This window comes from Caproiciproducens sp. LBM24188 (assembly GCF_054130445.1).
In genome coordinates this window covers 1953047-1976394 of sequence record NZ_CP196862.1, presented here as the reverse complement: position 1 = coordinate 1976394, position 23348 = coordinate 1953047, and the positions used below count along the sequence as shown (strand labels likewise).

25 protein-coding genes are annotated in these 23348 nt (G+C 48.7%); 24 read left to right on the top strand and 1 reads right to left on the bottom strand.

The genetic code is table 11. From position 1 onward, the window contains the following. Positions 1 to 20: 20 nt before the first annotated feature. Positions 21 to 500 (bottom strand): acyl-CoA thioesterase, encoded by a 480-nt coding sequence (locus ACSVDI_RS09375; RefSeq protein WP_457945628.1) that lies wholly within the window; start codon positions 498 to 500, stop codon positions 21 to 23. Positions 501 to 830: 330 nt separating this feature from the next. Here ACSVDI_RS09375 and ispD point away from each other — a divergent pair, with 330 nt between their 5' ends. The 24 genes from ispD (at position 831) to ACSVDI_RS09255 (ending at position 23339) form a co-directional block, all read left to right on the top strand. Next, the gene (ispD, locus tag ACSVDI_RS09370) at positions 831 to 1547 is read left to right on the top strand and encodes a 2-C-methyl-D-erythritol 4-phosphate cytidylyltransferase (RefSeq protein ID WP_457942427.1); all 717 of its coding nucleotides are present in this window, start codon (positions 831 to 833) and stop codon (positions 1545 to 1547) included. A gap of 5 nt (positions 1548 to 1552) precedes the next feature. Continuing rightward, positions 1553 to 2029 carry a 2-C-methyl-D-erythritol 2,4-cyclodiphosphate synthase gene (gene ispF, locus ACSVDI_RS09365; protein ID WP_457945627.1) on the top strand — a complete coding sequence of 159 codons (477 nt, stop codon included), beginning with the start codon at positions 1553 to 1555 and terminating at the stop codon, positions 2027 to 2029. Positions 2030 to 2154: 125 nt separating this feature from the next. Beyond that, positions 2155 to 2388: a DUF3343 domain-containing protein gene (locus tag ACSVDI_RS09360; protein ID WP_457942425.1), complete on the top strand. Its 234-nt coding sequence runs from the start codon at positions 2155 to 2157 to the stop codon at positions 2386 to 2388. Beyond that, a complete protein-coding gene (locus ACSVDI_RS09355; protein WP_457942423.1) occupies positions 2385 to 3521 on the top strand; it encodes an aminotransferase class V-fold PLP-dependent enzyme in 1137 nt (378 codons plus the stop codon). The genes ACSVDI_RS09360 and ACSVDI_RS09355 overlap by 4 nt, the downstream gene beginning before the upstream one ends. An 85-nt stretch (positions 3522 to 3606) precedes the next feature. Continuing rightward, positions 3607 to 4491 carry a diadenylate cyclase CdaA gene (gene cdaA, locus ACSVDI_RS09350; protein WP_457942421.1) on the top strand — a complete coding sequence of 295 codons (885 nt, stop codon included), beginning with the start codon at positions 3607 to 3609 and terminating at the stop codon, positions 4489 to 4491. Next, complete coding sequence (locus tag ACSVDI_RS09345) at positions 4488 to 5762, top strand: CdaR family protein (RefSeq protein ID WP_457942419.1); 1275 nt, start codon at positions 4488 to 4490, stop codon at positions 5760 to 5762. The genes cdaA and ACSVDI_RS09345 overlap by 4 nt, the downstream gene beginning before the upstream one ends. 125 nt (positions 5763 to 5887) lie before the next feature. Then, positions 5888 to 7981, top strand: a complete 2094-nt coding sequence (gene recJ / locus ACSVDI_RS09340; protein ID WP_457942417.1) for a single-stranded-DNA-specific exonuclease RecJ — start codon at positions 5888 to 5890, stop codon at positions 7979 to 7981. Then, a complete protein-coding gene (locus ACSVDI_RS09335; protein ID WP_457942416.1) occupies positions 7956 to 10133 on the top strand; it encodes a RelA/SpoT family protein in 2178 nt (725 codons plus the stop codon). The genes recJ and ACSVDI_RS09335 overlap by 26 nt, the downstream gene beginning before the upstream one ends. A 154-nt stretch (positions 10134 to 10287) precedes the next feature. Further along, on the top strand, positions 10288 to 10914 hold the full coding sequence (locus ACSVDI_RS09330; protein WP_457942415.1) for an MBL fold metallo-hydrolase: 627 nt from the start codon (positions 10288 to 10290) through the stop codon (positions 10912 to 10914). 11 nt (positions 10915 to 10925) lie between these two features. Continuing rightward, positions 10926 to 12422, top strand: coding sequence for a coproporphyrinogen dehydrogenase HemZ (hemZ, locus tag ACSVDI_RS09325; RefSeq protein WP_457942414.1), 1497 nt, complete (start codon positions 10926 to 10928; stop codon positions 12420 to 12422). Then, complete coding sequence (locus tag ACSVDI_RS09320) at positions 12388 to 13362, top strand: uridine kinase family protein (RefSeq protein ID WP_457942412.1); 975 nt, start codon at positions 12388 to 12390, stop codon at positions 13360 to 13362. Before hemZ ends, ACSVDI_RS09320 begins: the two co-directional genes overlap by 35 nt. Positions 13363 to 13553: 191 nt before the next feature. Continuing rightward, entirely contained in the window at positions 13554 to 13919 is a 366-nt protein-coding gene (locus tag ACSVDI_RS09315) for a zinc-ribbon domain-containing protein (RefSeq protein ID WP_457942411.1), read from the top strand. 262 nt (positions 13920 to 14181) lie between these two features. Next, on the top strand, positions 14182 to 15948 hold the full coding sequence (locus ACSVDI_RS09310) for a putative polysaccharide biosynthesis protein (RefSeq protein WP_457942409.1): 1767 nt from the start codon (positions 14182 to 14184) through the stop codon (positions 15946 to 15948). Positions 15949 to 15993: 45 nt separating this feature from the next. Continuing rightward, entirely contained in the window at positions 15994 to 16785 is a 792-nt protein-coding gene (gene mazG / locus ACSVDI_RS09305) for a nucleoside triphosphate pyrophosphohydrolase (protein WP_457942408.1), read from the top strand. 51 nt (positions 16786 to 16836) lie between these two features. Continuing rightward, the gene (locus ACSVDI_RS09300) at positions 16837 to 17112 is read left to right on the top strand and encodes an HU family DNA-binding protein (protein ID WP_457942406.1); all 276 of its coding nucleotides are present in this window, start codon (positions 16837 to 16839) and stop codon (positions 17110 to 17112) included. 112 nt (positions 17113 to 17224) lie between these two features. Beyond that, positions 17225 to 17482: an RNA-binding S4 domain-containing protein gene (locus tag ACSVDI_RS09295; protein WP_457942405.1), complete on the top strand. Its 258-nt coding sequence runs from the start codon at positions 17225 to 17227 to the stop codon at positions 17480 to 17482. Positions 17483 to 17646: 164 nt separating this feature from the next. Beyond that, positions 17647 to 17925, top strand: coding sequence for a sporulation protein YabP (yabP, locus tag ACSVDI_RS09290; RefSeq protein WP_457942403.1), 279 nt, complete (start codon positions 17647 to 17649; stop codon positions 17923 to 17925). 13 nt (positions 17926 to 17938) lie between these two features. Further along, on the top strand, positions 17939 to 18514 hold the full coding sequence (gene yabQ, locus ACSVDI_RS09285) for a spore cortex biosynthesis protein YabQ (protein WP_457942401.1): 576 nt from the start codon (positions 17939 to 17941) through the stop codon (positions 18512 to 18514). Continuing rightward, positions 18511 to 18813, top strand: a complete 303-nt coding sequence (locus ACSVDI_RS09280) for an FtsB family cell division protein (protein WP_457942399.1) — start codon at positions 18511 to 18513, stop codon at positions 18811 to 18813. Before yabQ ends, ACSVDI_RS09280 begins: the two co-directional genes overlap by 4 nt. A 32-nt stretch (positions 18814 to 18845) precedes the next feature. Then, positions 18846 to 19283: a S1 RNA-binding domain-containing protein gene (locus ACSVDI_RS09275; RefSeq protein ID WP_457942397.1), complete on the top strand. Its 438-nt coding sequence runs from the start codon at positions 18846 to 18848 to the stop codon at positions 19281 to 19283. Positions 19284 to 19425: 142 nt separating this feature from the next. Beyond that, positions 19426 to 20586, top strand: a complete 1161-nt coding sequence (locus ACSVDI_RS09270) for an amidohydrolase (RefSeq protein WP_457942396.1) — start codon at positions 19426 to 19428, stop codon at positions 20584 to 20586. A 21-nt stretch (positions 20587 to 20607) separates the two neighbouring features. Next, positions 20608 to 21447 (top strand): fumarate hydratase, encoded by an 840-nt coding sequence (locus tag ACSVDI_RS09265; protein ID WP_457942395.1) that lies wholly within the window; start codon positions 20608 to 20610, stop codon positions 21445 to 21447. 96 nt (positions 21448 to 21543) lie between these two features. After that, entirely contained in the window at positions 21544 to 22083 is a 540-nt protein-coding gene (gene hpf / locus ACSVDI_RS09260) for a ribosome hibernation-promoting factor, HPF/YfiA family (RefSeq protein WP_457942393.1), read from the top strand. Between the two features lie 122 nt (positions 22084 to 22205). After that, positions 22206 to 23339 (top strand): THUMP domain-containing class I SAM-dependent RNA methyltransferase, encoded by a 1134-nt coding sequence (locus tag ACSVDI_RS09255; RefSeq protein WP_457942391.1) that lies wholly within the window; start codon positions 22206 to 22208, stop codon positions 23337 to 23339. Positions 23340 to 23348 lie beyond the last annotated feature (9 nt).

Genomic DNA, 23348 nt, shown 5'->3' with positions numbered 1-23348 from the left:
AACGGCCTGTTCGGTAATGCTTAAAATGCTTCCTTCCGGCGCATCTGGCGGTACTGGCGGCGCTTTTCCCCAGCGGACCACTCCCGCTTTTCTTCCTCTGTTTCACAAATCAGCCTGGGAACCGGAGTCGGCTTTTCGTGTTCGTCCAGCGCGACCAGAACCAAATAGGCGGTGTTGACCAACTCGCGCTCACCGGAAAGCGATTCCACGTAACTGTCCACGCGCACTTCCATGGAGGTGTTTCCCACATAGGTGATTTTTCCATGCAGTACGATGGTATTGCTGGAATAGACGGGGCGTTTGAACTGCAGCGAGTCGATTTCTGCGGTTGTAACATTGCAGCCGCTGTGTCTTCTCGCCACCACGCCCGCCACAATATCAATCCACGCGGCCAGCTGCCCACCGAACACGCGCCCCTGGCCGTTAAGGTGATGGTCAAATATAACCTGAATTTGTTCTGTTTCTGAATCCGATACATGTTTTGCAATGCGGTTGTCCATATCTTGTTCTGTCCTTTCCTGTTTTACCAAATCGAAACTTCCTGCTGAAAAATCTTCCATACAGTCTTTCCAAATTATATCTTGTCTTATTTTATTCTATAATAGAAACGGAAAACATGCAAGAGTGATGTGATGTGAACAGAATTTTAACTTTTCAAAAAGTTCTAGATTTAGACATAAAAAAATACTATAATAAAATACACTGTGCGAATATATTCTTAAATACAATAATACCTTTTTATTCCGTATTTAAAATGAGAGAGGCAAAGCTTCTAAACGACCAACAGGATTTTTAATACGGTTTCAGACCAAAGTGTCGGAGGACAAGCTATGAATCGAAAGAAAAACTGCTGTGCCATTGTAGTTGCAGCGGGCAATTCTACCCGGATGGGCATGAGTTGCTCCAAGCAGTTTGTGCTTCTGAATAAAATACCGGCCATTGTACATACCCTGCTCGCGTTTCAGAACTCGGACTGCATTACCTCTGTGGTTCTGGTCTGCCGCCCGGGGGACCGGAGAATGATGGAACAGCTGATTCAAAGATACCAGATACAAAAACTTTATGCGGTCATACCCGGCGGTGATACCCGGCAGCAGTCGGTTATGGCCGGCATTCTGGCCGCACCGGAGGAAACGGAATATTATGCGATACACGACGGCGCCCGTGCGTTGATTACCCCGAAAGAAATCATGGCCGCCGTGCGGGACGGCGTCCGCTACGGCGCTTCGGCACTGGCGGTTCCGGTGAAGGACACCATTAAGATGGTCAATCGGGATGGGTTTGTTTGCGCAACACCCGAACGTTCCATGCTGTGGGCGGTGCAAACGCCGCAGGTGTTTGAGAAAGGCCTGTACCAAAAAGCAATGGCATGTGCGCAGGCGGAAGGGGCCGATTACACGGATGACTGCCAGCTTGCGGAACACGCCGGCATCCCGGTTCATCTGTGCATGGGGGATTATACTAATATCAAGCTGACAACCGCAGAGGATATTCCGGCTGCCCAGGCGATTCTTCAGAAAAGGGAGTGTCTGTCATGTGCGCGGTAAGTGCGCTGCGGATCGGCCATGGGTATGATGTCCATCGGCTGACGGAAAATCGGAAACTGATCCTCGGGGGCGTTGATATCCCCTATGAAAAGGGGCTGCTGGGCCATTCCGATGCGGATGTTTTAACACACGCCGTCATGGACGCTCTGCTTGGAGCGGCTGCGCTGGGCGATATCGGCAAGCATTTTCCGGACAACGACCCTGCCTACGAAAACGCCGACAGCCTTGTTCTGTTTGCAAAAGTAATGGAATTGCTGCGCGAAAACGGCTATCAGGTCGTTAATATCGATTCCACCGTGATTGCGCAAAGGCCAAAGCTGATGCCGTACCTTGAATCGATGCGCCAAAATCTTGCCCGCGTTGGGCAGATGGATGTTGAGCAGATCAGCATAAAGGCTACCACGGAGGAGAAGCTTGGCTTCACCGGTTCCGGGGAAGGCATTGCCGCTCATGCGGTCTGTCTAATTGAAAAAGCAGGTTAAAATAGTAATCAGCTATTTTTCCTATAATAGATTGAATATTGTTGCAAAAAACGGCGAATGGTGTTTCCTCATCCAGAATCAAAAGGGGCGAAACCCGCATACTCTGTAATAAAAACAGAGGGGTGATGATTGTGGGCAAGCCTTTAATTATGTTAAGCTCCATCACGTATGCCATGAAAAGCAGGGATATCCTATTCAAATACGGGATAAGAGCCTATGTGGAACGTACGCCGAAGGGCAGCAATGCTGGCTGCGGCTATAGCATATATGTGCCGGAACGAACCGATGAAGCCGAGAAAATATTGTCCAGAATGGGGATTCGGATTCTGGGTCGATTAGAAAGGAATGGTCGAAAATGATCTACCTTGACAATGCGGCCACCACTTATCCAAAGCCTGTTTCCGTACGGAATGCCGTCAACTATGCCATGCTTCATTATGGTGCTAATCCAGGCCGGGCCGGGCATGATATGTCGCTGAAAACCGCAGAAGAGATTTATCGCTGCCGCTTGGTTGCCGCGGAGCTGTTTCACGCTCCCGGCCCGGAATGCGTTGCGTTCACACTCAACTGTACCGCCGCGATGAACTACGTGCTGAAAGGACTGCTGAAACCCGGTGATCACGTGGTTACATCGTGTCTGGAGCACAATGCGGTCATGCGCCCCCTTCGCGCCCTTTCTGAGAAAGGAATCACGTTCACGGTGGCGCAGGTGTACCCCGGTGACAATGACGCAACCTTGAATTCCTTTCGCAGTGCTTTGAATGAACACACCAAACTGATTGTTTGCACGCACGCTTCCAACGTGTGGGGAATACGGCTTCCGATTGAGCGCATTGCGGCGCTGGCGCATCTGTATGGGATTCCGATTGCCGTGGATTGTGCGCAGACAGCGGGTATTCTTCCCATCAATATGAAGGAATACGGTTATGACTACCTCTGTTTGGCGGGGCATAAGGGATTATACGGGCCTATGGGCACCGGTATGCTGATTACGGAAAAAGGGTCCCAACTTGCCACCCTAGTCGAAGGTGGCACCGGAACGAACTCCATTTCCTACGAGCAGCCGGAATCCATGCCGGACCGGATGGAGAGTGGAACGCAGAATGTTGCCGGAATCGCCGGACTTCGTGCCGGAATGGAATATATAAAAAGAAAAAAACCGGAAACAATTCTTAAACAGGAGATGGAACTGGTCCGATATATGTATGAGGAGTTGTCAAAGTTGGACGGTGTGGTTCTTTATACTCAGGAACCGGATGAACGGTATTTTGCACCAGTTCTTTCCTTTAATATACGCGACCTGCCAAGCGAAGAAACCGCACAGAAACTGAATCGTTACGGCATTGCCGTCCGAGCCGGCCTGCACTGTGCACCCAGTGCGCACGAATATATGGGCACCATTCATCAAGGCACGGTTCGGGCCTGCCCGTCTACGTTCAGCACTTTTAACGAAATCCGGGGATTTGTTTCGTCGGTAAGGAAGATAATTTGAAAATGCAGTGGAAAAAGATTGCATCTCAAACCAGATATGATAAAATGAAAAATGCGGTGAAAAAATTACGGAAGGATGAAAGGCTATGGACTACATTACAACACTATGGAATACATTTCTCAGTCTTATAAAAACCTTTCGCCTTACCGATGCGCTGGATGTGCTCCTTGTTTCGTTTATTATTTACAGCGCAATCAAACTGGTGCGCGAAACGCGCGCGGGGCAGCTTGTCAAGGGAATTATTATCTTGCTGCTGGTCTGGGGCGCCTCCAACCTTTTAAAGCTTTATATGATAAAGACGCTGCTGACCTATTTCTTCCAGTTCAGTTTTATTGCTCTGATGATTGTTTTTCAGCCGGAAATCCGGCGGGCATTGGAACAAATCGGCCGCAGCGGGATCAGCAGCAGCAAAAACTGGCTTTTCGGCGCCGCATCGTCTGAACGGGAACTTCTCCTGCAGCAGGTGCGCCGCGGGGTGAATGCGGTTGTTGACGCCGCTGCGGTTTTGCAGAAGCAGAAAACAGGCGCCTTAATTGTCTTTGAAAGGCAGACAAGACTGGGGGATATTATTGATACCGGCACGGTTGTGCAGGCAATTCCCTCTGCACCCATTATCTGCAATATTTTCTTCAATAAAGCGCCTTTGCACGACGGTGCCATGATTATCCGGGACGGTATGCTGCACGCAGCCGGATGCATCCTTCCGCTGACCAAGAGTGACAAGGTTGCAGTGGAACTCGGCACCCGCCATCGCGCAGCTCTCGGCATGAGTGAAAATTCCGATGCGGTTGTGGTCATTGTTTCCGAGGAAACCGGTCAGATTTCCGTGGCGGTCAATGGTATTTTAACCAGAAATTATACTAGGGAAACGCTCAAAAGTGAACTGGAAACGCTGATTCTGCCCCATAACCCGGAACAGGGAGAAAAACGCCAGAGCAGACTCCCTTCGAAATGGAGGGTTAAAAAATGATAAAGCGTCCAAAAAAGAAACTTGGAAACCTTTTTAACAACGATAAATTTGTCCTGCTTTTTTCCGTTTTTGCCTCGGTTGTGCTGTGGCTGTTCATGGTTTCTACCAATACGGAGGATTTTCCTCACGCCATTGAAAACGTGCCGGTAAACATTACCCTTTCCGAAGCAGCACAGAAAGACGGCCTGAAAGTGTTCAGCCCAACCAATTCGACCGCGACGGTCTATATTAAAGGCAACAGCCTGATTGTGAATCAGATTCAGGCTTCTGATTTGGAAGTTGTCGCCCCGTTGGCTTCCACCATTACCAGCCCGGGCACTTACCCGGTCAATTTGGTGGCACAGAAAGTCGGGACCCTGAATAATTTTGAAGTGGTTTCCACCTCGCCCAGTCAGGCGATTGTAAGTGTAGACCGCTACAAGGAAAAAACCTTCCCAATCGAATGTGACATTAAGTATAAATCCAATTATCAATCCAACCCTTCTTATTTTGTGGGTTCCCCGGTTTTAAGCGTAGACACGGTCAATATCTCCGGGCCAGAGAAGGACATTTCCCAAATCAGTAAAGTCATGATTCAGTACGAAATCAGCGATACGCTGACGGAGAATAAAAGCTTTACTTCGGATTTAATCCTTTATGATACCAACGGAAATAAGCTTTCCGGAAGCCGTCTGAAAATGAGCGACACCAAAGTGGATGTGACCATCCCGGTTCTGTTTAGAAAGGTTGTGCCGCTGAATATCGGTTTTACTAACAAGCCGGAAGGGCTGCTGCTTTCTCCGGAACAGGTTACCATCAGCCCAAGCAATATTGAGATTGCGGGCCCGAAAAACGTTCTGGATGCATTAACCGACATTACCCTGACTCCTTTGGATTTTACGGGAATCAGTCCGATGAAAAACACCTTTAACGTTCCGGTCAGTCTGCCGACCGGCTGCAAAAACCTGAGCAATACTTCCAACGCGTCCGTTACCCTAAACCTTGGCGACTTGAAAACGCGCGACATGACGGTGAGCAATTTTACGATTAAAAATCTTGCTGCGGATAAAACGGCAAGCATTTACACTAAAAGCCTTAGCGTTACCGTGGTTGGGCCGGAAATTGAACTTTCCAAGTTGACGGAAAATAACCTGGTGGCACAGATTGACATGGCTGGGAAAGAGAATTTTACCGGGCATACCGAAATGCCGGTTACTATCAGCATCAGCAACTCCGTCAGTTCTTGGGTTTATGGAAGCTATATGGCCAATATTGGAATCAATCAAAAATAAATACGTAATTCAAACAGAAGCGGCGCACCGAACCCGGTGCGCCGCTTCTATGTGTCTGCCGAAAAAAAGATTGAATATGCGGCAGTAAAATGGTAGAATAGGCTATTATGGGGTAGGTGTAGAGATTGAGTGTAAAAAAATGGAATGTTTTGCCGTGCGATGTGGTTTCGGCAGAAAAAATGGCGGATACGCTTGGTATCCCGAAAATTTTGGCCGTGCTGCTGCAGACGCGCGGATATACCGACCCGGAGCAGATACGGAATCTGTTTGGAAATCAGAATTCGTTTACCGATCCTTTTTTATTGAAGGATATGGATCAGGCTGCACAGCGCATTCTTGCGGCGATTGATGGGTTTGAGTCCATCGCGGTTTACGGTGATTATGATGCGGACGGAATTACCGCCACCGCGATGCTGTATTCCTATTTGGAGTCCTGTGGGGCGAACGTCACGTATTATATTCCGGACCGGGAAGGGGAAGGGTACGGCCTGAACCTTGGTGCAATTAAGGTGCTGCGGGAAAAAGAAATCAACCTGATTGTTACGGTGGACAATGGAATTTCTTCCGTGGATGAGGTCGCTTACGCGAACAGCCTTGGCATGGATGTGGTGATTACGGACCACCACCGTCCGCGTGAAATACTCCCACCTGCCTGTGCGGTGGTTGACCCTTACCGACCGGATGATTTCAGTCCATTTAAGGATTTTTCCGGCGTTGGAATTGCTTTTAAACTGATTATGGCGCTGGAAGGCGAAGATTGCGACCTGACTTCACTGCTGGATAACTATTCCGATTTGGTGGCGATCGGCACCATCGGCGATGTTGTGCCGCTGAACGGGGAAAACCGGAGCTTTGTCCGTGCTGGGCTGGAATCCATTGCGCGCACGGACCGCATTGGCCTGAAGGCGCTGCTGGAACAGGCTGGCATGGAAGGCCGCAAGCTGACTGCCAATCAGGTAGCCTTTACCATTGTTCCCCGCATCAACGCGACGGGACGCATCGGTTCCCCCGATCGTGCTGTCCGCTTGCTGATTTCGGAATTTCCGGATGAGGCGGTGGAGCTGTCTACGGAAATCTGCGATGATAACGATTATCGCCGCCAGATTGAAAGTGAAATTTTTGAAAAGGTCATTGAGATTTTAAAGGAACATCCGGAACGGCTGTATGACCGTGTTCTGGTTGTAGAAGGAGAAAACTGGCATCAGGGCGTGATTGGAATCGTATCCTCCCGCATCACCGAACTGTTCGGCAAGCCGAGTGTCATTATTTCTTACAGCGGCGGCGAGGCGAAGGGTTCCGGAAGAAGCGTGGAGGGTTTTTCGCTGTTTGAAGCGGTCTGCTCCTGCGAAAGCCTTCTGACAAAATTCGGCGGTCATCCCATGGCGGCCGGCTTATCCCTTCCAACGGAAAAGATTGATGCGTTCCGAACCGCAATCAATGCGTATGCCGCAAAACACAGTGCCGCCATGCCGGTGCCGATCCTCCGCATTGACTGCTTGCTGCAGCCGGATGAGCTCAGCACGGAAATCCCGCGCTGTGTTTCTATGCTGGAGCCGTTTGGAATGGGAAACCCAGCTCCTTTATTCGGGCTGTTCGGTGTTACCCTGACTGACCTGACTCCGGTCGGCGGCGGCAAACACCTTCGAGTGAGTGTTTCACGGGGAAATTACACTGTTCGCTGCATGAAATTTGGCACCACGCTGGAGGAATTTCCATATCATGTGGGGGACCGGCTGGATCTTGCAGTAACACTGGATGCCAGAGAATATAACGGGAAAAATACTCTTTCCATCTATATTCGCGACATTAAACTGAGCGGAAGCGGGGAAGAGGAACTGTTTGCCGGTTTTGCCCTGTACGAACGCTATCATCGAGGGGAGCCGCTTTCCTCCGCACAGGGGAACCGACTTCTCCCAAACCGCGACGATTTTGCTGCGATTTATCGGCTGCTGCGGGCGCAGAACGGGTACTCCGGTAACGCCGAAGTGCTGCTGGCGCATCTAGGGCGGCCTGGTATGAAGGTGGAAAAACTACTTATTGCGCTCGAGGTGCTTGCCGAGCGCAATCTGATTCTATTTGAATTTTTTGCCGGAAAGGTTACTGTGGAAATGCTTCCGGTGTCACAAAAGGTAAATCTAATGGATTCTTACATTATTCATAATCTTTGCAATTTAAAAAAGGATGGTGAACACAATGGCGTGGCCTCTCAAGACTTATGACGACCTGCTTGCTTTAATTCGGGCGAGCGAGCATGAATATGACCTGGGGGTAATCGACCGCGCCTACCAACTGGCACTGAAGTCCCATGAGGAGCAGAAACGCCTTTCAGGTTCACCCTATATTTCCCACCCGGTGGCGGTTGCCTGCATTTTGGTAGAACTTGGTATGGATACCGAATCTGTTGCGGCTGGACTGCTGCACGATGTTGTGGAGGATACCCCGGTTAATCTGGAACAGCTGAAAAAAGAGTTCGGCGCTGAAATCGCCGGTCTGACGGACGGCGTGACCAAATTAGGCCGTATTCCGTACTCTTCCCGTGAACAGCAGCAGGCAGAAAACCTGCGTAAAATGCTGATTGCTATGTCCGAGGATATCCGCGTTATTATTATTAAGCTGGCAGACCGCTTGCACAATATGCGCACCATTGAGTTCATGCCGCCGCAGAAGCAGCGTGACAAGGCGCTGGAAAATATGGAGGTTTACGCGCCGATTGCGCACCGCCTTGGTATTCGTGCCGTAAAAGAAGAACTGGAAGATTTGTCACTTCGCTGTCTTGACCCAATTGCGTACGAAGAGATTGAAAGCAACCTGGAACTGCGCAGCAGCGAACGCACGGCCTTTATTGAACTGACCAAAAAACGGATTTATGAACGGGTTTCCACGTTGATTCCCAATGTGTATCTGGAAGGCCGCGTAAAAAGCATCAACGGAATTTACCGCAAAATGTTTATGCAGAATCATGCGATGGATGAAATTTATGACATCTACGCGGTGCGTGTCATTGTGGATACGGTAAATGACTGCTACAATGTTTTGGGTATTATTCACGACATGTTCCGCCCGATTCCAAACCGCTTCAAAGACTATATTTCCACACCGAAGCCGAATATGTATCAGTCCCTTCACACCACGGTGATCGGTAAGGAAGGAATTCCGTTCGAAGTGCAGATTCGCACTTGGGAAATGCACCACACAGCGGAATACGGAATTGCGGCACACTGGAAATATAAGCTCGGCCTTGGAGCAAAGAGCGGAGATTCGCTGGAGCAGCGCCTCACCTGGATTCGCCAGATGCTGGAAAACCAGAAGGACAGCGACGACGCAACCGACCTGATCCGAAACATCAAGTCTGACCTTGTTCCGGAAGAGGTGTTTGTGTTTACCCCTAAGGGTGACGTTATCAGCCTTCCCTCCGGGTCTACGGTAATTGATTTTGCCTACGCTATTCATAGCGCCGTCGGGAACCGCATGGTCGGCGCAAAAGTGGATAAACGCATTGTTCCGCTGGATTACCGGGTCAAAACAGGCGAAATTATTGAGATCATGACGTCCAAGGAAACGCGCGGGCCCAGCCGCGACTGGCTGAAAATCGTTAAGACCAGCGAAGCGCGGAATAAAATCCGCTCCTGGTTTAAACGGGAAAAACGGGATGAAAATATTGCAGAGGGCAAAGCGGAGTTGGAACGGGAATTCCGCAGGAACAACATTGAACTGACGGATGCGGAACTGGCGCAGGTCCTGGAAAAAATCGGCGCTAAGCAAAATTGTGCCAGCAGCGACGACGTTTATGCCGCGATTGGTTACGGCGGGATTCAGCTTTGGAAGGTGATCCCGAAAATTAAAGAGGATTACATGAAGGTCAAAAATCCTCCGCAGCCGGTGGAAACCGTCCAGCCGCCAAAACCGGTCAACCGGAAAGCGGCCAGCGGCGTTGTGGTGGATGGAATGGAGAACTGCCTTATTAAATTTTCCCGCTGCTGCAATCCTCTGCCTGGTGATGAAATCATCGGTTTTATTACCAGGGGCTTCGGCGTATCTATTCATAAAAGGAACTGCACAAATGTACCGAAAAATATCAGCGAATCCCCGGAATCGGAACGCTGGGTGCCGGTGCATTGGACTGATAACGTAAAAGAAGAATTCAAGACTACCCTGGAAATTGTCGCCAATGACCGTTCCGGCCTATTGGCGGACATTACGCAGCAGCTATTTAATATGCATATCTCTATTCATACCCTGAATTCCCGGGAAACCAAAGACGGGAGCGCGGTCATTTTAGCCACCATTACCATTAACGGCTTGGATCATCTGCAAACGATTGTCAGTCGGCTGAACAACATTCCGGGAATCGTATCCATTCGAAGATCCTAAGGAACCGGTAATGAACGCAGTTTGAAAGCCGCCCAGCGCAGAATATTAGCGGTTTTAGAATTGCCGTCTTGCAAGGATCAGTAGTTCCTTAGGGGGTTGTTAATTAAATAGAGCCCGCTTCGGGAAGCGAGGCGTAAGAAAGGAAGAGATTGCTTTGAAAGTAACGCGAATTGCAGGCGGTCCGCTGCCGACTAACTGCTATTTGCTGACCGATGAAAAGACTGGCGAAACCGCCGTAATTGACCCGGGGTTTGAAAGTCAGCAGCTTACCCGCGCACTTTCTTCCGTCGGCTTGGAAAAAGTAAATGCGATTTTATTAACTCACGGTCATTTTGACCATATTATGGGAGTGACCGGGATAAAGCGCCTGACTCACGCGAAAGTTTATATCGAATCGGATGATTGGCACTTTACCACCGATCCTGCGCTGAATCTGTCCGGCATGATGCTGCCTGCTTCCATCCCAACATTTACTGCGGATGTAGCGCTGAATGACGGGGAAATCATTGAATTGGGGAGTTTGAGCATTCGTGTGCTGCACACGCCCGGGCATACCATCGGAAGCTGCTGTTACCTGGTGGAGGACGCAATCTTTACGGGGGATACCCTGATGAAAGGCACCTGTGGCAGAACGGATTTTCCCACAGGGAGTTATGCGCAGATGCTGGAGTCACTAAAAAAGCTGAAAAACTTGCAGGGCGACTACCACATTTATCCCGGTCATGAGGAAGAAAGTACACTGGAATACGAAAGAAAAAATAATCCATACATGGGAATATAGGAAGCCAAAACATGATTTTAATGATTGACGGCCATTCTTTCCATTATGAAATGGAAAACTTGTGCCGCATTTTTTTTCCATATCAAAAAATCGAGGTCCTGCATGGGGCTGAAAATACCGTGGAAGACGGCCTTGTGGCCTATACCGGACTGGCAAAAAAACAGGATGGGGTTCTGCTGACCGCCCGCTTTCACGGCAATTCTTTTTCGGAAGAGAAAACGGAATTGCTTACCGGGCAGACGGCGGAATCGGAAGGCGAACAGGAGCGCCATATGGCGATTCTTCTGTTTGAACTGCTGACCAGATACTGCGGTTACACGCCCAAATGGGGAATCTTAACCGGGGTACGTCCGGTAAAGCTGCTCCGGCAGCTGAAAACGAAATTGGGTGAGCAGAAAGCTTTCGAGCAATTTCAGACGAACTATCTGGTTTCGAAAGAAAAAGCGGAATTAAGCCGTGTCACCATGCACAACGAAGAACCGATTCTGGCGCTTTCCCGCCCGGAGTCCTTCAGCCTGTATGTTTCGATTCCATTCTGCCCCAGCCGCTGCTCTTACTGCTCCTTTGTGTCGTCTTCCCTGGAACAGACGGCAAAGCTGATTCCGCAGTACCTTCCGCTGCTTTGCGAGGAAATCCGCCGCACCGGAGAAATTGCGTCCGAACTGGGGCTGCGTTTGGAGTCGGTTTATGTCGGCGGGGGAACGCCGACAACGCTTTCTGCGGAACAGCTGGCTTTGCTGCTGCGAACGATTCGGGAGAATTTTACCCTTTCGATTATCCGGGAATTCACTGTGGAGGCTGGAAGACCGGACACCATTACGGCGGAAAAGCTGGATGCACTGAAAGACGGCGGGATTACCCGCATCAGCATTAATCCCCAAACGCTGAACGATGATGTTCTGAAAATCATCGGGCGGCGCCATACAACGGCGCAGACCCTTTCTGCGTTTTCCCTTGCCCGCGAAAAGGGATTTCATAACATTAATATGGATTTAATTGCGGGCCTGCCGGGGGATACCGTTCCCGGTTTTCAAAATACATTGGACCATGTGGTTGCGTTGGCACCGGAAAGCATTACCGTGCATACTCTGGCGCTAAAGCGTTCCGCACGGATGATGCAGGAGGAAAACGAACCGTTTGGCAGCGATGCGCTTGCGGCCGGCGAAATGTTGGATTACGCGGACGCGGTGCTGGCAGAAAACGGTTATCGGCCGTACTATTTGTACCGTCAAAGCCGCATGGTCGGCAATCTGGAAAATACCGGCTGGGCCAAACCGGGCGCGGAAAGCCCGTATAATGTTTATATTATGGACGAAACGCAGACGATTCTCGCCTGCGGGGCCGGCGCAAGCAGTAAAATAAAGGGCCCACGCGCTGACCAGCTGGAGCGGATTTTTAATTTTAAATATCCATTTGAGTATGTCAGCCGCTTCCAGGAAATACTCGACAGGAAAGACCAGGTGAAGAGTATTTATGAACGATTTCAACAAATCCCAAAAACAGAATAGTTCAACCAACTATGTAGAGTACAAGAATGAGTTAAGCAGCATCAATGCCGCAGCGCTTGCTTCACCTGAAAATTTTGTAAATCGTACGGAGGAAGCTTACCACCGGAATTTGCTGTCCATTGCCGAAAGCATTACGGCGAATTCCTGTCGGCTGGTGTTGCTGTTTGGGCCGAGCAGCAGCGGAAAAACCACAACCTCTCATTTGCTGCGGAACATCTTTCAGCAAATGGGAATCGATTCGGTCATTATTTCCCTGGATGACTTTTACCGTGGGGAAAGTCAGGCGCCGCTTCTGCCGAACGGCCAGCACGATTATGAATCCGTTCAGGCGCTGAATATTCCTGAAATCCGGCAGTGCCTGATGAGTCTGATTCAAAATCATTCCTGCGACATGCCTCAGTTCAACTTTGAAATCCGCAGGCCTCATCCATACCGCAGGCATGTGGAACTGAAAGAGAACGGGGTTGCCATTGTGGAAGGCATTCATGCGCTGAATCCCATTATCCTGCAGAACTTGCCGGAAAAAGGAGTTGGAAAAATCTATATTAGTGTTAAGCAGGGGATGCGTGACGGTTCACGCCAGCTGTTTGATGCGAATGAAATGAGGCTGGTACGAAGAATTGTACGCGATTACAATTTTCGTGGAACAACCCCGCAGCGCACTTTGCAAATGTGGCCTTCCGTTATGGACGGGGAGCGCAAATACATTAAGCCGTACCGTTCCCGCGTGGATTATACGATTAATTCGCTTCATCTTTATGAAACCTGCGTGCTGAAAACACAGGCGATGGAACTGCTTCGCGCAGTCCCGGAGCAGAGCGCGCAGTACAGCACGGCCCAGCGTCTGCTGAAAAGTCTGGAGCCGTTTGTCGCCATCAGCCAGGAGTTGGTTCCGAAAAATTCCATCCTGCGCGAGTTTGTCGGCGGTGGAATCTATTAAGTTTGTTTGAATGCCGGGTGCAAACCCTGTCTGGCGTTACCTTCCAAGGTTTAGGGAAAATATTGCAATTACCGGAGTATTAGTGCTATAATCTGAGAAAAGATAATACTAAGTTAATTATGGACGGCGATTCTTCAAGCTTCGCAGGGCTTCCGTTCGGTAAAGATTGACTTTGAAAAGGAGTGTTGTTAATGGGTATTTTTGAAGATGTCGTTGTAAACGCAAAAACCGCCGTAAATGTGGTTGGCAAAAAAGCCGGTCAGTTTGTTGACATATCCAAGCTTAGAATCAGCGCAGCCGATTTAAATAATGAGATTTCAAAAAGATTCGAAACTCTTGGCCGTACTATTTATGAGGCAAAGAAAACCGATAATGATTCTTCCGAACTAGTGAATGAATGCATCACCGCAATAGACGATCTGTATGAGCAGCTGGATGCAGTCAATGAACAGATTGCCGCCATGCGGGAGAAACAGGTTTGCAAGGGGTGCGGGGAAGAGAATCCGCAGGATGCGATTTACTGCAACAAGTGCGGCCGTAAATTGTCCGAAAATTAAACGGAACCGTTCTAATTTTTCTGCAGCAGATGTAGAAAGGAAACCGTAACAGAGTTTGAAAAATTACGGAATGCGGGCCGCATTATTGGACCGTAGGCAATTTTTCAAAAGGGGGTGCTGAGGAATGAAGCGCATTCATTCTTCAGCACCCCCTTCAATGCTCGGATTATTCAGATTGTTCATATTATTTTCATTCATTCCGTATACTTTGTGTGTACAATGGTATTCGGTATTTTGATAAAACGGAAACGGATGTGTCACGATGAGAGATAGAAGATCGACAGGAACAGGCAAGCAAAGCTTTTTACATGGTGCCCTGATCCTGATGGTAGCAATCGCACTGGTCAAGGTGATCGGTGCCCTCTTTAAAATACCGCTGGCCTGGATATTGACTTCTGTGGGAAACGGATATTTCGGCAACGCCTACGCGTTGTATTTCCCAATATTCAGTCTGGCGACAGCGGGCTTTCCAATCGCTATTTCGCGCATGGTATCGGAAAATTCCGTGCGCGGAAGATATCGTGACATCCGGCAGATTCACGAAGTGGCAAAACGGATTTTTATTGTGCTGGGAATCTTCGCGTTCTGCGTAATGTTTTTCGGTGCCAAGGTCTATGTGCAGTATGCCGACAGCAATAACCCGCAGAACGCCCTGCCTGCCATTTACGCGCTGGCGCCGGCGGTCTTCTTTAACAGCCTGATGGCGATTTACCGCGGATATTACGAAGGCCTGCGCAATATGTATCCAACCGCGATTTCGGAAATACTGGAGGCCCTGTCAAAACTCATTTTCGGTCTTGCGGGGGCTCTGCTGGTGATTCAGTCCGGTATGAGGGAGTTTTCCGCGTATGGCACGGTTTACGGGGTTAAGCAGGCATCTGCTGAATTCGCTAAACAGGCGACCTTGCCATACGCCGCGGCAGCGGCAATCTTCGGCGTCACAATCGGCTCCGTAATCGGGTTTATCTTCCTGTTTTGTTATTATAAATTCCGCGGCGACGGGATTACCCATGAAATGCTTCGTTCCTCCCCGCGTCCGCTGCCGATGCGCGTCACGCGCTCCCGCCTGATCCGCACTGCCATTCCGATTGCACTGGGCGCCATCGCGGTCAACCTGTCTTCGCTGATTGACGCTACTTTTCTAAAGCGCAGAATCAATGATATTATGTTGTCCAACCCCGATGTGATTTTGAACATGTATAAAAACGATCTTCCGGCCTATGTTGTCCAGATGAATAACGTTCCTACGGCACTGTACGGCTGTTTTGCCAACGCCAGCACGCTGTTTATGCTGGTGCCGGCAATTACACAGGCGTTCGGCGTAAGTGCGCTTCCAAATGTAACAGAGGCATGGACGCAGGGCAACCCGAAAAGGATTAAGAAAAGCATTGAAATGGTTCTGCGCATTGTGGCTATGATTACCATTCCGGCCGGTATGGGGCTGTCGGTTTTATCTGGGCCTATTGCCAAGCTGCTGTTCGGCGGGGCGGACAATGCCCCCGACATCATTGGCAGAATTCTGGTAGTTTTGGGACTTGGCGCGATTTTTGCGGCTATGAGCACCCCCATCAACAGTATGCTTCAAGCGGTTGGCCGTGTGGATTTGCCGGTTAAACTCCTTTTAGTCGGGCTTTTGATTAAATTGGTTCTTAATTACACTCTTGTCGGCATTCCACAAATCAATGTAATGGGCGCGGGCACCGGGACGCTTGTGTGTTACTTGTTTATTACCGTGTTTTCCCTTTACTTCCTCTGCAGGGAAACCAAGGTAATCCCGAACTTTGTCGCCATTTTCATCAAACCGCTTCTTTCTTCTTTGATTTGCGTGGGGGCGGCGTATTTTACGGAAAAACTGCTATCCATGGTGATTTCCGCAAAGATCGCAACGCTTTTTTCCATTGTCCTTGCAGGTATTATTTACGTAATTTGCATGCTTTGGTTCCGTGCTTTGCATAAAAGCGACCTAATTATGCTTCCAAAAGGACAAAAAATTACAAAAATACTTGAAAAACATAATTGGATAAGGTAAAATGGTAGCAGTTTCACCGAGAAATTTACAATGGAGATTTTAAATTTGGATTTTAAGCGGAAGAACCGGTATACTATTGATGAACTGCTGAATATTATGCAAATCTTGCGTTCCCCGGAAGGATGCCCTTGGGACCGGGAACAAGATCATCAAAGCATTCGAAATTGCCTAATTGAAGAAACTTATGAGGCGGTCGAAGCAATTGACAACGATGATTCGGAACTGCTGAAGGAAGAACTCGGCGATGTTCTTTTGCAGGTTCTGTTTCATTCACAGCTTGAAAAAGAGCAGGGACGCTTTGATTTTTCCGATGTTGTGGATGGAATTGCGCAAAAAATGGTGATTCGCCATCCTCATGTTTTTGGCGATGCCGTGGCATCCGATTCCGATGCAGTGCTCATCAAATGGGATGAGATTAAAAAGGAAACGAAGCACCAGACCACACAGACGCAGGTTTTGCAGAGCGTTTCCAAAGCGCTGCCCGCGCTTATGCGCAGCGCGAAGGTCCAGCACAAAGCCGCCAAAGTTGGTTTTGACTGGCCCGATATTTCCGGCGCAATGGAAAAGGTCCGTGAGGAAACGGAAGAACTGAACGAGGCGATTGCTTCCGAAAATGCGCAGCACTGTGAGGAAGAACTGGGCGACCTTCTGTTTTCCGTTGTAAACGTCTCCCGGTTTCTCCAAGTGGAACCCGAACAAGCCCTTGCCAAGTCGTGCGAAAAGTTTATTGCCCGTTTTGCAGTAATGGAACGGCTTGCACAAGAACGCGGAATGGATTTGCAAACATTAACTTTGCAGGAAATGGATCAGCTTTGGAATGAGGCCAAGGTGATGTAATGATTCTCAGCATGAAGCTGTTGAATAATAAAAAAATGGAGGTTATATTTAATGAATAAGACCGAATTAATTGCTGCTGTTGCTGAAAAAGCAGGAATGTCTAAGAAGGATGCCGATACGGCTGTAAATGCGGTGCTCGACACCATTATTTCTACTGTAGCGAACGATGAGAAGGTTCAGATTGTTGGTTTTGGTACATTCGAGGTTCGTTCCCGCAGCGAACGTCAGGGCCGTGACCCGAGAACAAATTCTCCGATTACGATTCCTGCTTCCAGAGTCCCTGCATTTAAGGCTGGCAAGGCATTTAAAGACGCGACTACAAAATAATCTCTGTTCCTTATTTTCTGTCATTTCAGGGCTGTAACAGTAATCGTTACAGCCCTTTCTATATCTTCTCACAATACTACAAATTTCTTGAAATACGATGGAGGACTCGACGATGAGATTGGATAAATATCTGAAAGTATCCCGAATTATCAAACGCCGCACTGTGGCAAACGAAGCCTGTGACGCGGGGCGCGTGTTGGTAAACGGAAAGGTTGCGCGCGCTTCTTATGAAGTAAAGCCCGATGATATTCTGGAACTGCAGCTGGGTTCCCGCGTGGTAAAAGCGCAGATTCTCAGCGTTAACGAGTATGCAAGAAAAGGGGAGGCAGAAGAACTGTATAAAATTCTGTCCGATGAGCCAAAGGCGTAAAAAACGTCAGTTTTGGAATTACGAATTAAGTCGTTCAATAGAAATTAAGAACCGCGTAATAACTGGCCGGATTGGCTTGTGAATTACTTTAATCAGCGGTTACTTAGTATATGCTTCTCTCCTTCCGCATACAAATTAGGGATAACAGGTAGGAGGGAGTAAAAATGACTGAAGAGAAAAAGACTGTCAAGGTGCCTCACAGCCTGATTGTGGAGAACCGAAAACTGCTGACCGCCACCGGGGTGTCGAATGTAGATAGTTTTGATGAGCAGACGATTGTTGCCTATACTGACCTTGGGGAACTGGTGATTCACGGCTCTCAGCTGAAAATTAATAAACTTAATGTGGAGACCGGAGAGCTGAGCTTGACCGGAGAGATCACCTCCATGACCTATACCGACAACAAGCCTGCGGGAGGCTTATTTTCCAGGCTGTTCAAATAGGGAGTGAGGCCTCTTGTATACGAGTCAAGACTACCAGTTTCAGGGCTTCCTGGTTTCCATTCTGGCCGGTGTTCTGCTGGGGCTTTTTTATGATTTTTTCCGTATTTACCGGACGGTGTTTCGTCCGGAAAAGCGAGCGGTTTTCTTTCAAGACTTATTTTATATGGCGTGTGCCGCCCTAATTACGTTTTTGGTGTCCGTCGGGGTGAACTTCGGGGAGGTTCGCTTTTATATTTTGGCAGGAGAGGCAATCGGCTGGTGCCTGTACTACCTGACCATCGGCACAGTTACGTATCAGGTTTTCCGCTTTGTTTCGCATATTCTGCGAAAGTATTTGATTTATCCGCTTAAGCGGTTTTTCGGGATGATTTTTCGCTGGATCTTTAAAAAATTCAATCTTCTATATAAAAATGTTAAAATTACCATTGAAAATCAGAAAAAACGCTTGAAACAGCACAAACAAATAGTGTATAATCAATCTAATAGAAAACGCGTGAAAACCAAGCAAAAAGCACGAAAAAGAGGAGCCGGGAACAAGACGCTTAAAATACGGAAGCGCAAACAAGCTGGAGGTCGGAACAGAGCATGAAGGTACTCAAGGGTAAAAAAAGGCACGGCAGTATTTTGCTGCGGATAGCAGTTTTTGCTTTCGCTCTTTATACGGTTGCGGCTCTTGTGAATCAACAGGTTCAAATTACTCAAAAGCGCCAAGAACTGGAAGCGATCCGTCAGCAGATACAAATACAGGAAATTAAGAACGAAGACATAAAACATGCGTTAACGACCGGTGACAGCGCAAGCAAGGATTATATGGAGCGTATCGCCCGTGAATCCTTGCATATGGCAAAGCCGGGTGAGCGTGTTTTTGTAAATATAGCCGGGAACTAATGGCTCAATTTTAAGGAGGATATTGCTTACATATGCAGCTTGAGGTAGGAACAGTTCTGGAAGGCAAAGTAACAGGAATCACAAAGTTTGGTGCTTTTGTTGAATTACCGGGCGGTAAAACCGGCATGGTTCATATATCGGAAGTGGCGCCCACATTTGTGAAGGAAATTCGTGATTTCGTAACGGAAAACCAAACCGTTAAAGTGAAAATCATGAGTATCAGTGAAGATGGAAAAGTAAGCTTGTCCATGAAAAAAGCAATTACTCCTCCGCCAAGGGGAACTGCACCTGCGTCCGCACCCGGTAGACCGGGGAATTACGAATGGCAGGCCAGAAAAAATGAATCGATGAATTTTGAGGATATGATGTCCAAGTTTAAGCAGGCCAGCGACGAAAAAATGTCCGACCTGAAAAAATGCATGGACTCGAAGCGCGGCGGTTTTTCCCGGCATTCAAACCCGAATCGTTAATCACTTGATATAATACCGAGCGGAGTGCGCGCACTCCGCTTTTTCTTTCACATGTTTCTTTCACATGATTAATTAATGACACACTGATAGCAGATACCGGGGCGGCAGCCACGATGATGCTATGGAATATTCTGGAGGATTTATGTACATAATCAATGCAAAAGTTTTTACCATGACGGGAACCATCATTCCATGCGGCTGGATTCACGAAGAGAACGGGAAAATCGCTGCGCTGGGGGAAATGACGGATTTTCCCGGGAACGCGCAGGATGTTCTTGACGTTCACGGGGCAGGTGTTTACCCAGGATTTATTGACGCCCACACGCACTTGGGGATTTGTGAAGACAGCCTGACCTTTGAGGGCGACGATACCAACGAGGAAACCGACCCGGTTTCTCCGCAGCTTCGCGCGATTGATGCGGTGAATCCACTGGACCGCTGCTTTACGGAAGCTCTGGAAGCCGGAGTAACCACCGTGGTGACCGGCCCCGGCAGTGCAAACCCGATCAGCGGGCAAATGGCTGCAATCAAGACCTATGGGTGCTGTATTGACGATATGATTGTAAAAGCGCCGGTGGCCATTAAAATGGCATTGGGTGAAAACCCCAAAACGGTTTACCACGGAAAAAATCAGGCGCCGTCTACCCGCATGGCGACTGCTGCGCTGATTCGTGAGGAACTGTTCAAGGCAAAGCGTTATATGGAAGACTTGCAGCGTTCGCAGCAAGACGAGGACTTTGACCCGCCGGAGTACGATATGAAATCGGAAGCGCTGATACCTGCGCTGAAAGGGGAAATTGAAGTCCATTTTCACGCGCATCGTGCAGACGATATTTTCACTGCCGTACGAATCGGCACGGAATTTCATCTGAACTATGTCATTGTTCATGGGACGGAAGGACATTTGATTGCCGACGCGCTCAAACAGAAAAAAGTTCGGATTCTTTCCGGACCGTTCCTTTGCGATCGTTCCAAACCGGAACTGCATAATCTGACTCCGGCCTGCGCCGGGATCCTTTCTTCAAAAGGAATTCCCACTGCAATTATCACTGATCATCCGGTGATCCCTCTTCAGTATCTGCCCATGTGCGCCGGGCTTGCGGTTCGCGAAGGAATGAAATCGGAAGAGGCGCTGAAGGCGATTACCATTTATCCGGCCAGAATCTGCGGGATTGACAGCAGAGTCGGTTCCATTGAAGTCGGAAAAGATGCCGATTTGGTAGTGTTTGACGCGAATCCTTTGGATATGACATCTAAACCGAAGTATGTGATTGCAGGTGGAAAAATAGTTTCCAGGAAGTAACCCGGAAGGGGTATGTTAGTTATGAGGGAAATCAAGGCTTCTCAAATTACGGAGGCGGTTAGGCGGCTTTGCGTGGAAGCAAACCGCATTCTGCCGCAGGATTTGGAACAGAAAATAACCGACGCAGCGGAAATGGAATCTTCTCCGCTTGGGCAGGCCATTCTGTCCGATTTGTGCAGGAATATGGATGCCGCGCGGGAATTGGAGCTCCCAATATGCCAGGATACCGGAATGACGGTGGTTTTTGCGGAAATCGGGCAAGAGGTTCATATTAGCGGCGGGTTTGAGGACGCGGTGAACGAAGGTGTGCGGCAGGGCTACACGCAGGGACTTTTGCGCTGTTCGGTGGTTTCCGACCCCATTCGCCGCGGAAACACGGGGGATAATACCCCGGCGATTCTGCATACCCGTCTTGTGCCTGGTGACCGGATTTACCTTACAGTGGCGCCTAAAGGATTCGGAAGCGAAAATATGAGCAGAATAAAGATGTTTACGCCTTCTGCGACGGAACAGGATATTATTGATTTTGTCACAGATACGGTTCGAACCGCCGGCAGCAACCCGTGCCCCCCGGTTGTTCTGGGTGTTGGAATCGGCGGGGACTTTGAAAAATGCGCCGAGCTGGCGAAACAGGCGCTTTGCCGTTCCGTTTCCAAACGGAACTCAGACCCGTTTTACGCGGAGCTGGAAACACGCATGCTGAAAGCGGTCAATGAACTGAATATCGGGCCGCAGGGATTCGGCGGCAGTACAACCGCACTCGCGGTTAATATTGAAACGTTTCCCACCCATATTGCGGGCCTGCCCGTTTCGGTAAATGTTGGCTGTCATGTCACAAGGCATAAAAGTACGACAATTTAACTGCTATTTGCTGGTATTTTTTTAGTTATTATGTTATAATATAGCCATGGATTCCTTTTATAATCCAAATAGTCCTATTTTTAAGGAGATGTTGGTATGAAAATTACTATTACCGGCAGAAAAGTGAACTTAAGGGATAATTTTAAGGAATTGGCAAAGAAGAAGTTGTCGAGATTTGATCGTATCTTTGATGAGGATGCGCAGGCTAACGTTGTGGTAACGGTGGAACGCAATCGCCAGACAGTGGAAATTACCATTCGAAATCGAGGAATCATTTTTAGAGCAGAATCCACCGACTTCGAGATGAACGATGCACTGGATCAGGTCATTAGTTCGCTGGGCCGCCAGATTCGTAAAAATAAAAGCAGACTGGAAAAGCAGATTCATTCCGCTGCGCTGGATCAGTACGTGGAGGAATATCTGCATTCGCAGGAAGAGGATGATACGCAGGACTATCAGATTGTGCGTACCAAGCACTTCTTTGTAAAGCCGATGACCACAGATGAAGCAATTTTGCAAATGAATCTGCTGGACCATCAGTTCTTCCTGTTCCGCAATGAGGACAACGGAGCGATCAACGTTGTTTATAAGCGAAAAGATGGGAACTATGGATTATTGGAACCCGATGTGGAATAATAGAATTTGCCGCACACGCCCGTGCGTTTCAACACGGTGCCTAATAGATTGAATTTACTTTTAAATTTATGGGGCTGCGTTCTGCGCAGCCCTTTTTTTGCAGTATGGAAAGGATGTTACGAATGGAAGAATATAAGCTGGTTGCCCCTTGCCTTTTGGGAATTGAGGGGCTTGTGGCGGACGAAATAAAACAGATGGAAGCGCAGAATGTTCAGGCCCAGAACGGCCGTGTGTTTTTTGACGGTTCCGATGAGATGCTGGCGCGTGCGAACCTCAACTCGCGTTTTTCAGAGCGAATCCTGATTCAGGTGGGCAGTTTCACAGCCCGCAGCTTTGAAGAACTATTTGAATCCGTAAAAGCCCTGCCATGGGAACGCTGGATTGCGAAAAACGATGCGTTTCCGGTAAAGGGAAGAAGCCTCAATTCCAAATTGGCCAGTATTCCGGACTGCCAGTCCATCATCAAAAAAGCGGTGGTGGAACGTCTGAAGCAGAAATACCATGTCGGTTGGTTTGAAGAAACTGAAGCGCTGGTGCAAATTCAGTTCCTGATTATGAAAGATCAGGTCAGTATGATGATCGATACTTCCGGCGCAGGACTGCATAAGCGGGGTTACCGCGCAAATTCGACCGAAGCCCCGATTAAGGAAACCCTTGCTGCCGCACTGGTGCATTTGTCACGGGTACGCAGGGATGCCAATTTTATCGACCCGTTTTGCGGTTCGGGTACCATCCTGATTGAAGCGGCGTTATACGCGCTCAATATTGCCCCTGGAATTCAGCGGCATTTTTCTGCGGAAAAATGGGATACTATTGACCAAAACGTGTGGCAGCGGGAACGGATACGTGCGCAGGAACTGGTACGGCATGATTCCTCTTTTATGGCGCACGGTTATGATATTGACGGCGCCGCGGTGACCCTTACGCTGGAAAATGCACGAAAGGCTGGGGTAATTGCCCATGTACGGGCGGAAAAACGGGCCATTGAAGAATTTAAGCCAGAGGGGGAATACGGCTGCGTCATTTGCAACCCACCCTATGGGGAACGCCTGCTTGACATTCGTCAGGCAGAAGAGCTTTACCGCACTATGGGCAGGGTGTTTGAACGCAGGCATGGTTGGAGCTATTCCATCATCAGCCCCGATGAAACCTTCGAGGAATGTTTTGGCAGAAAGGCAGATCGTCGCAGAAAACTGTACAACGGAATGATTAAATGCCAGTATTATATGTATTTTAAATCCAATAATATTGTTTGATATAAGTGA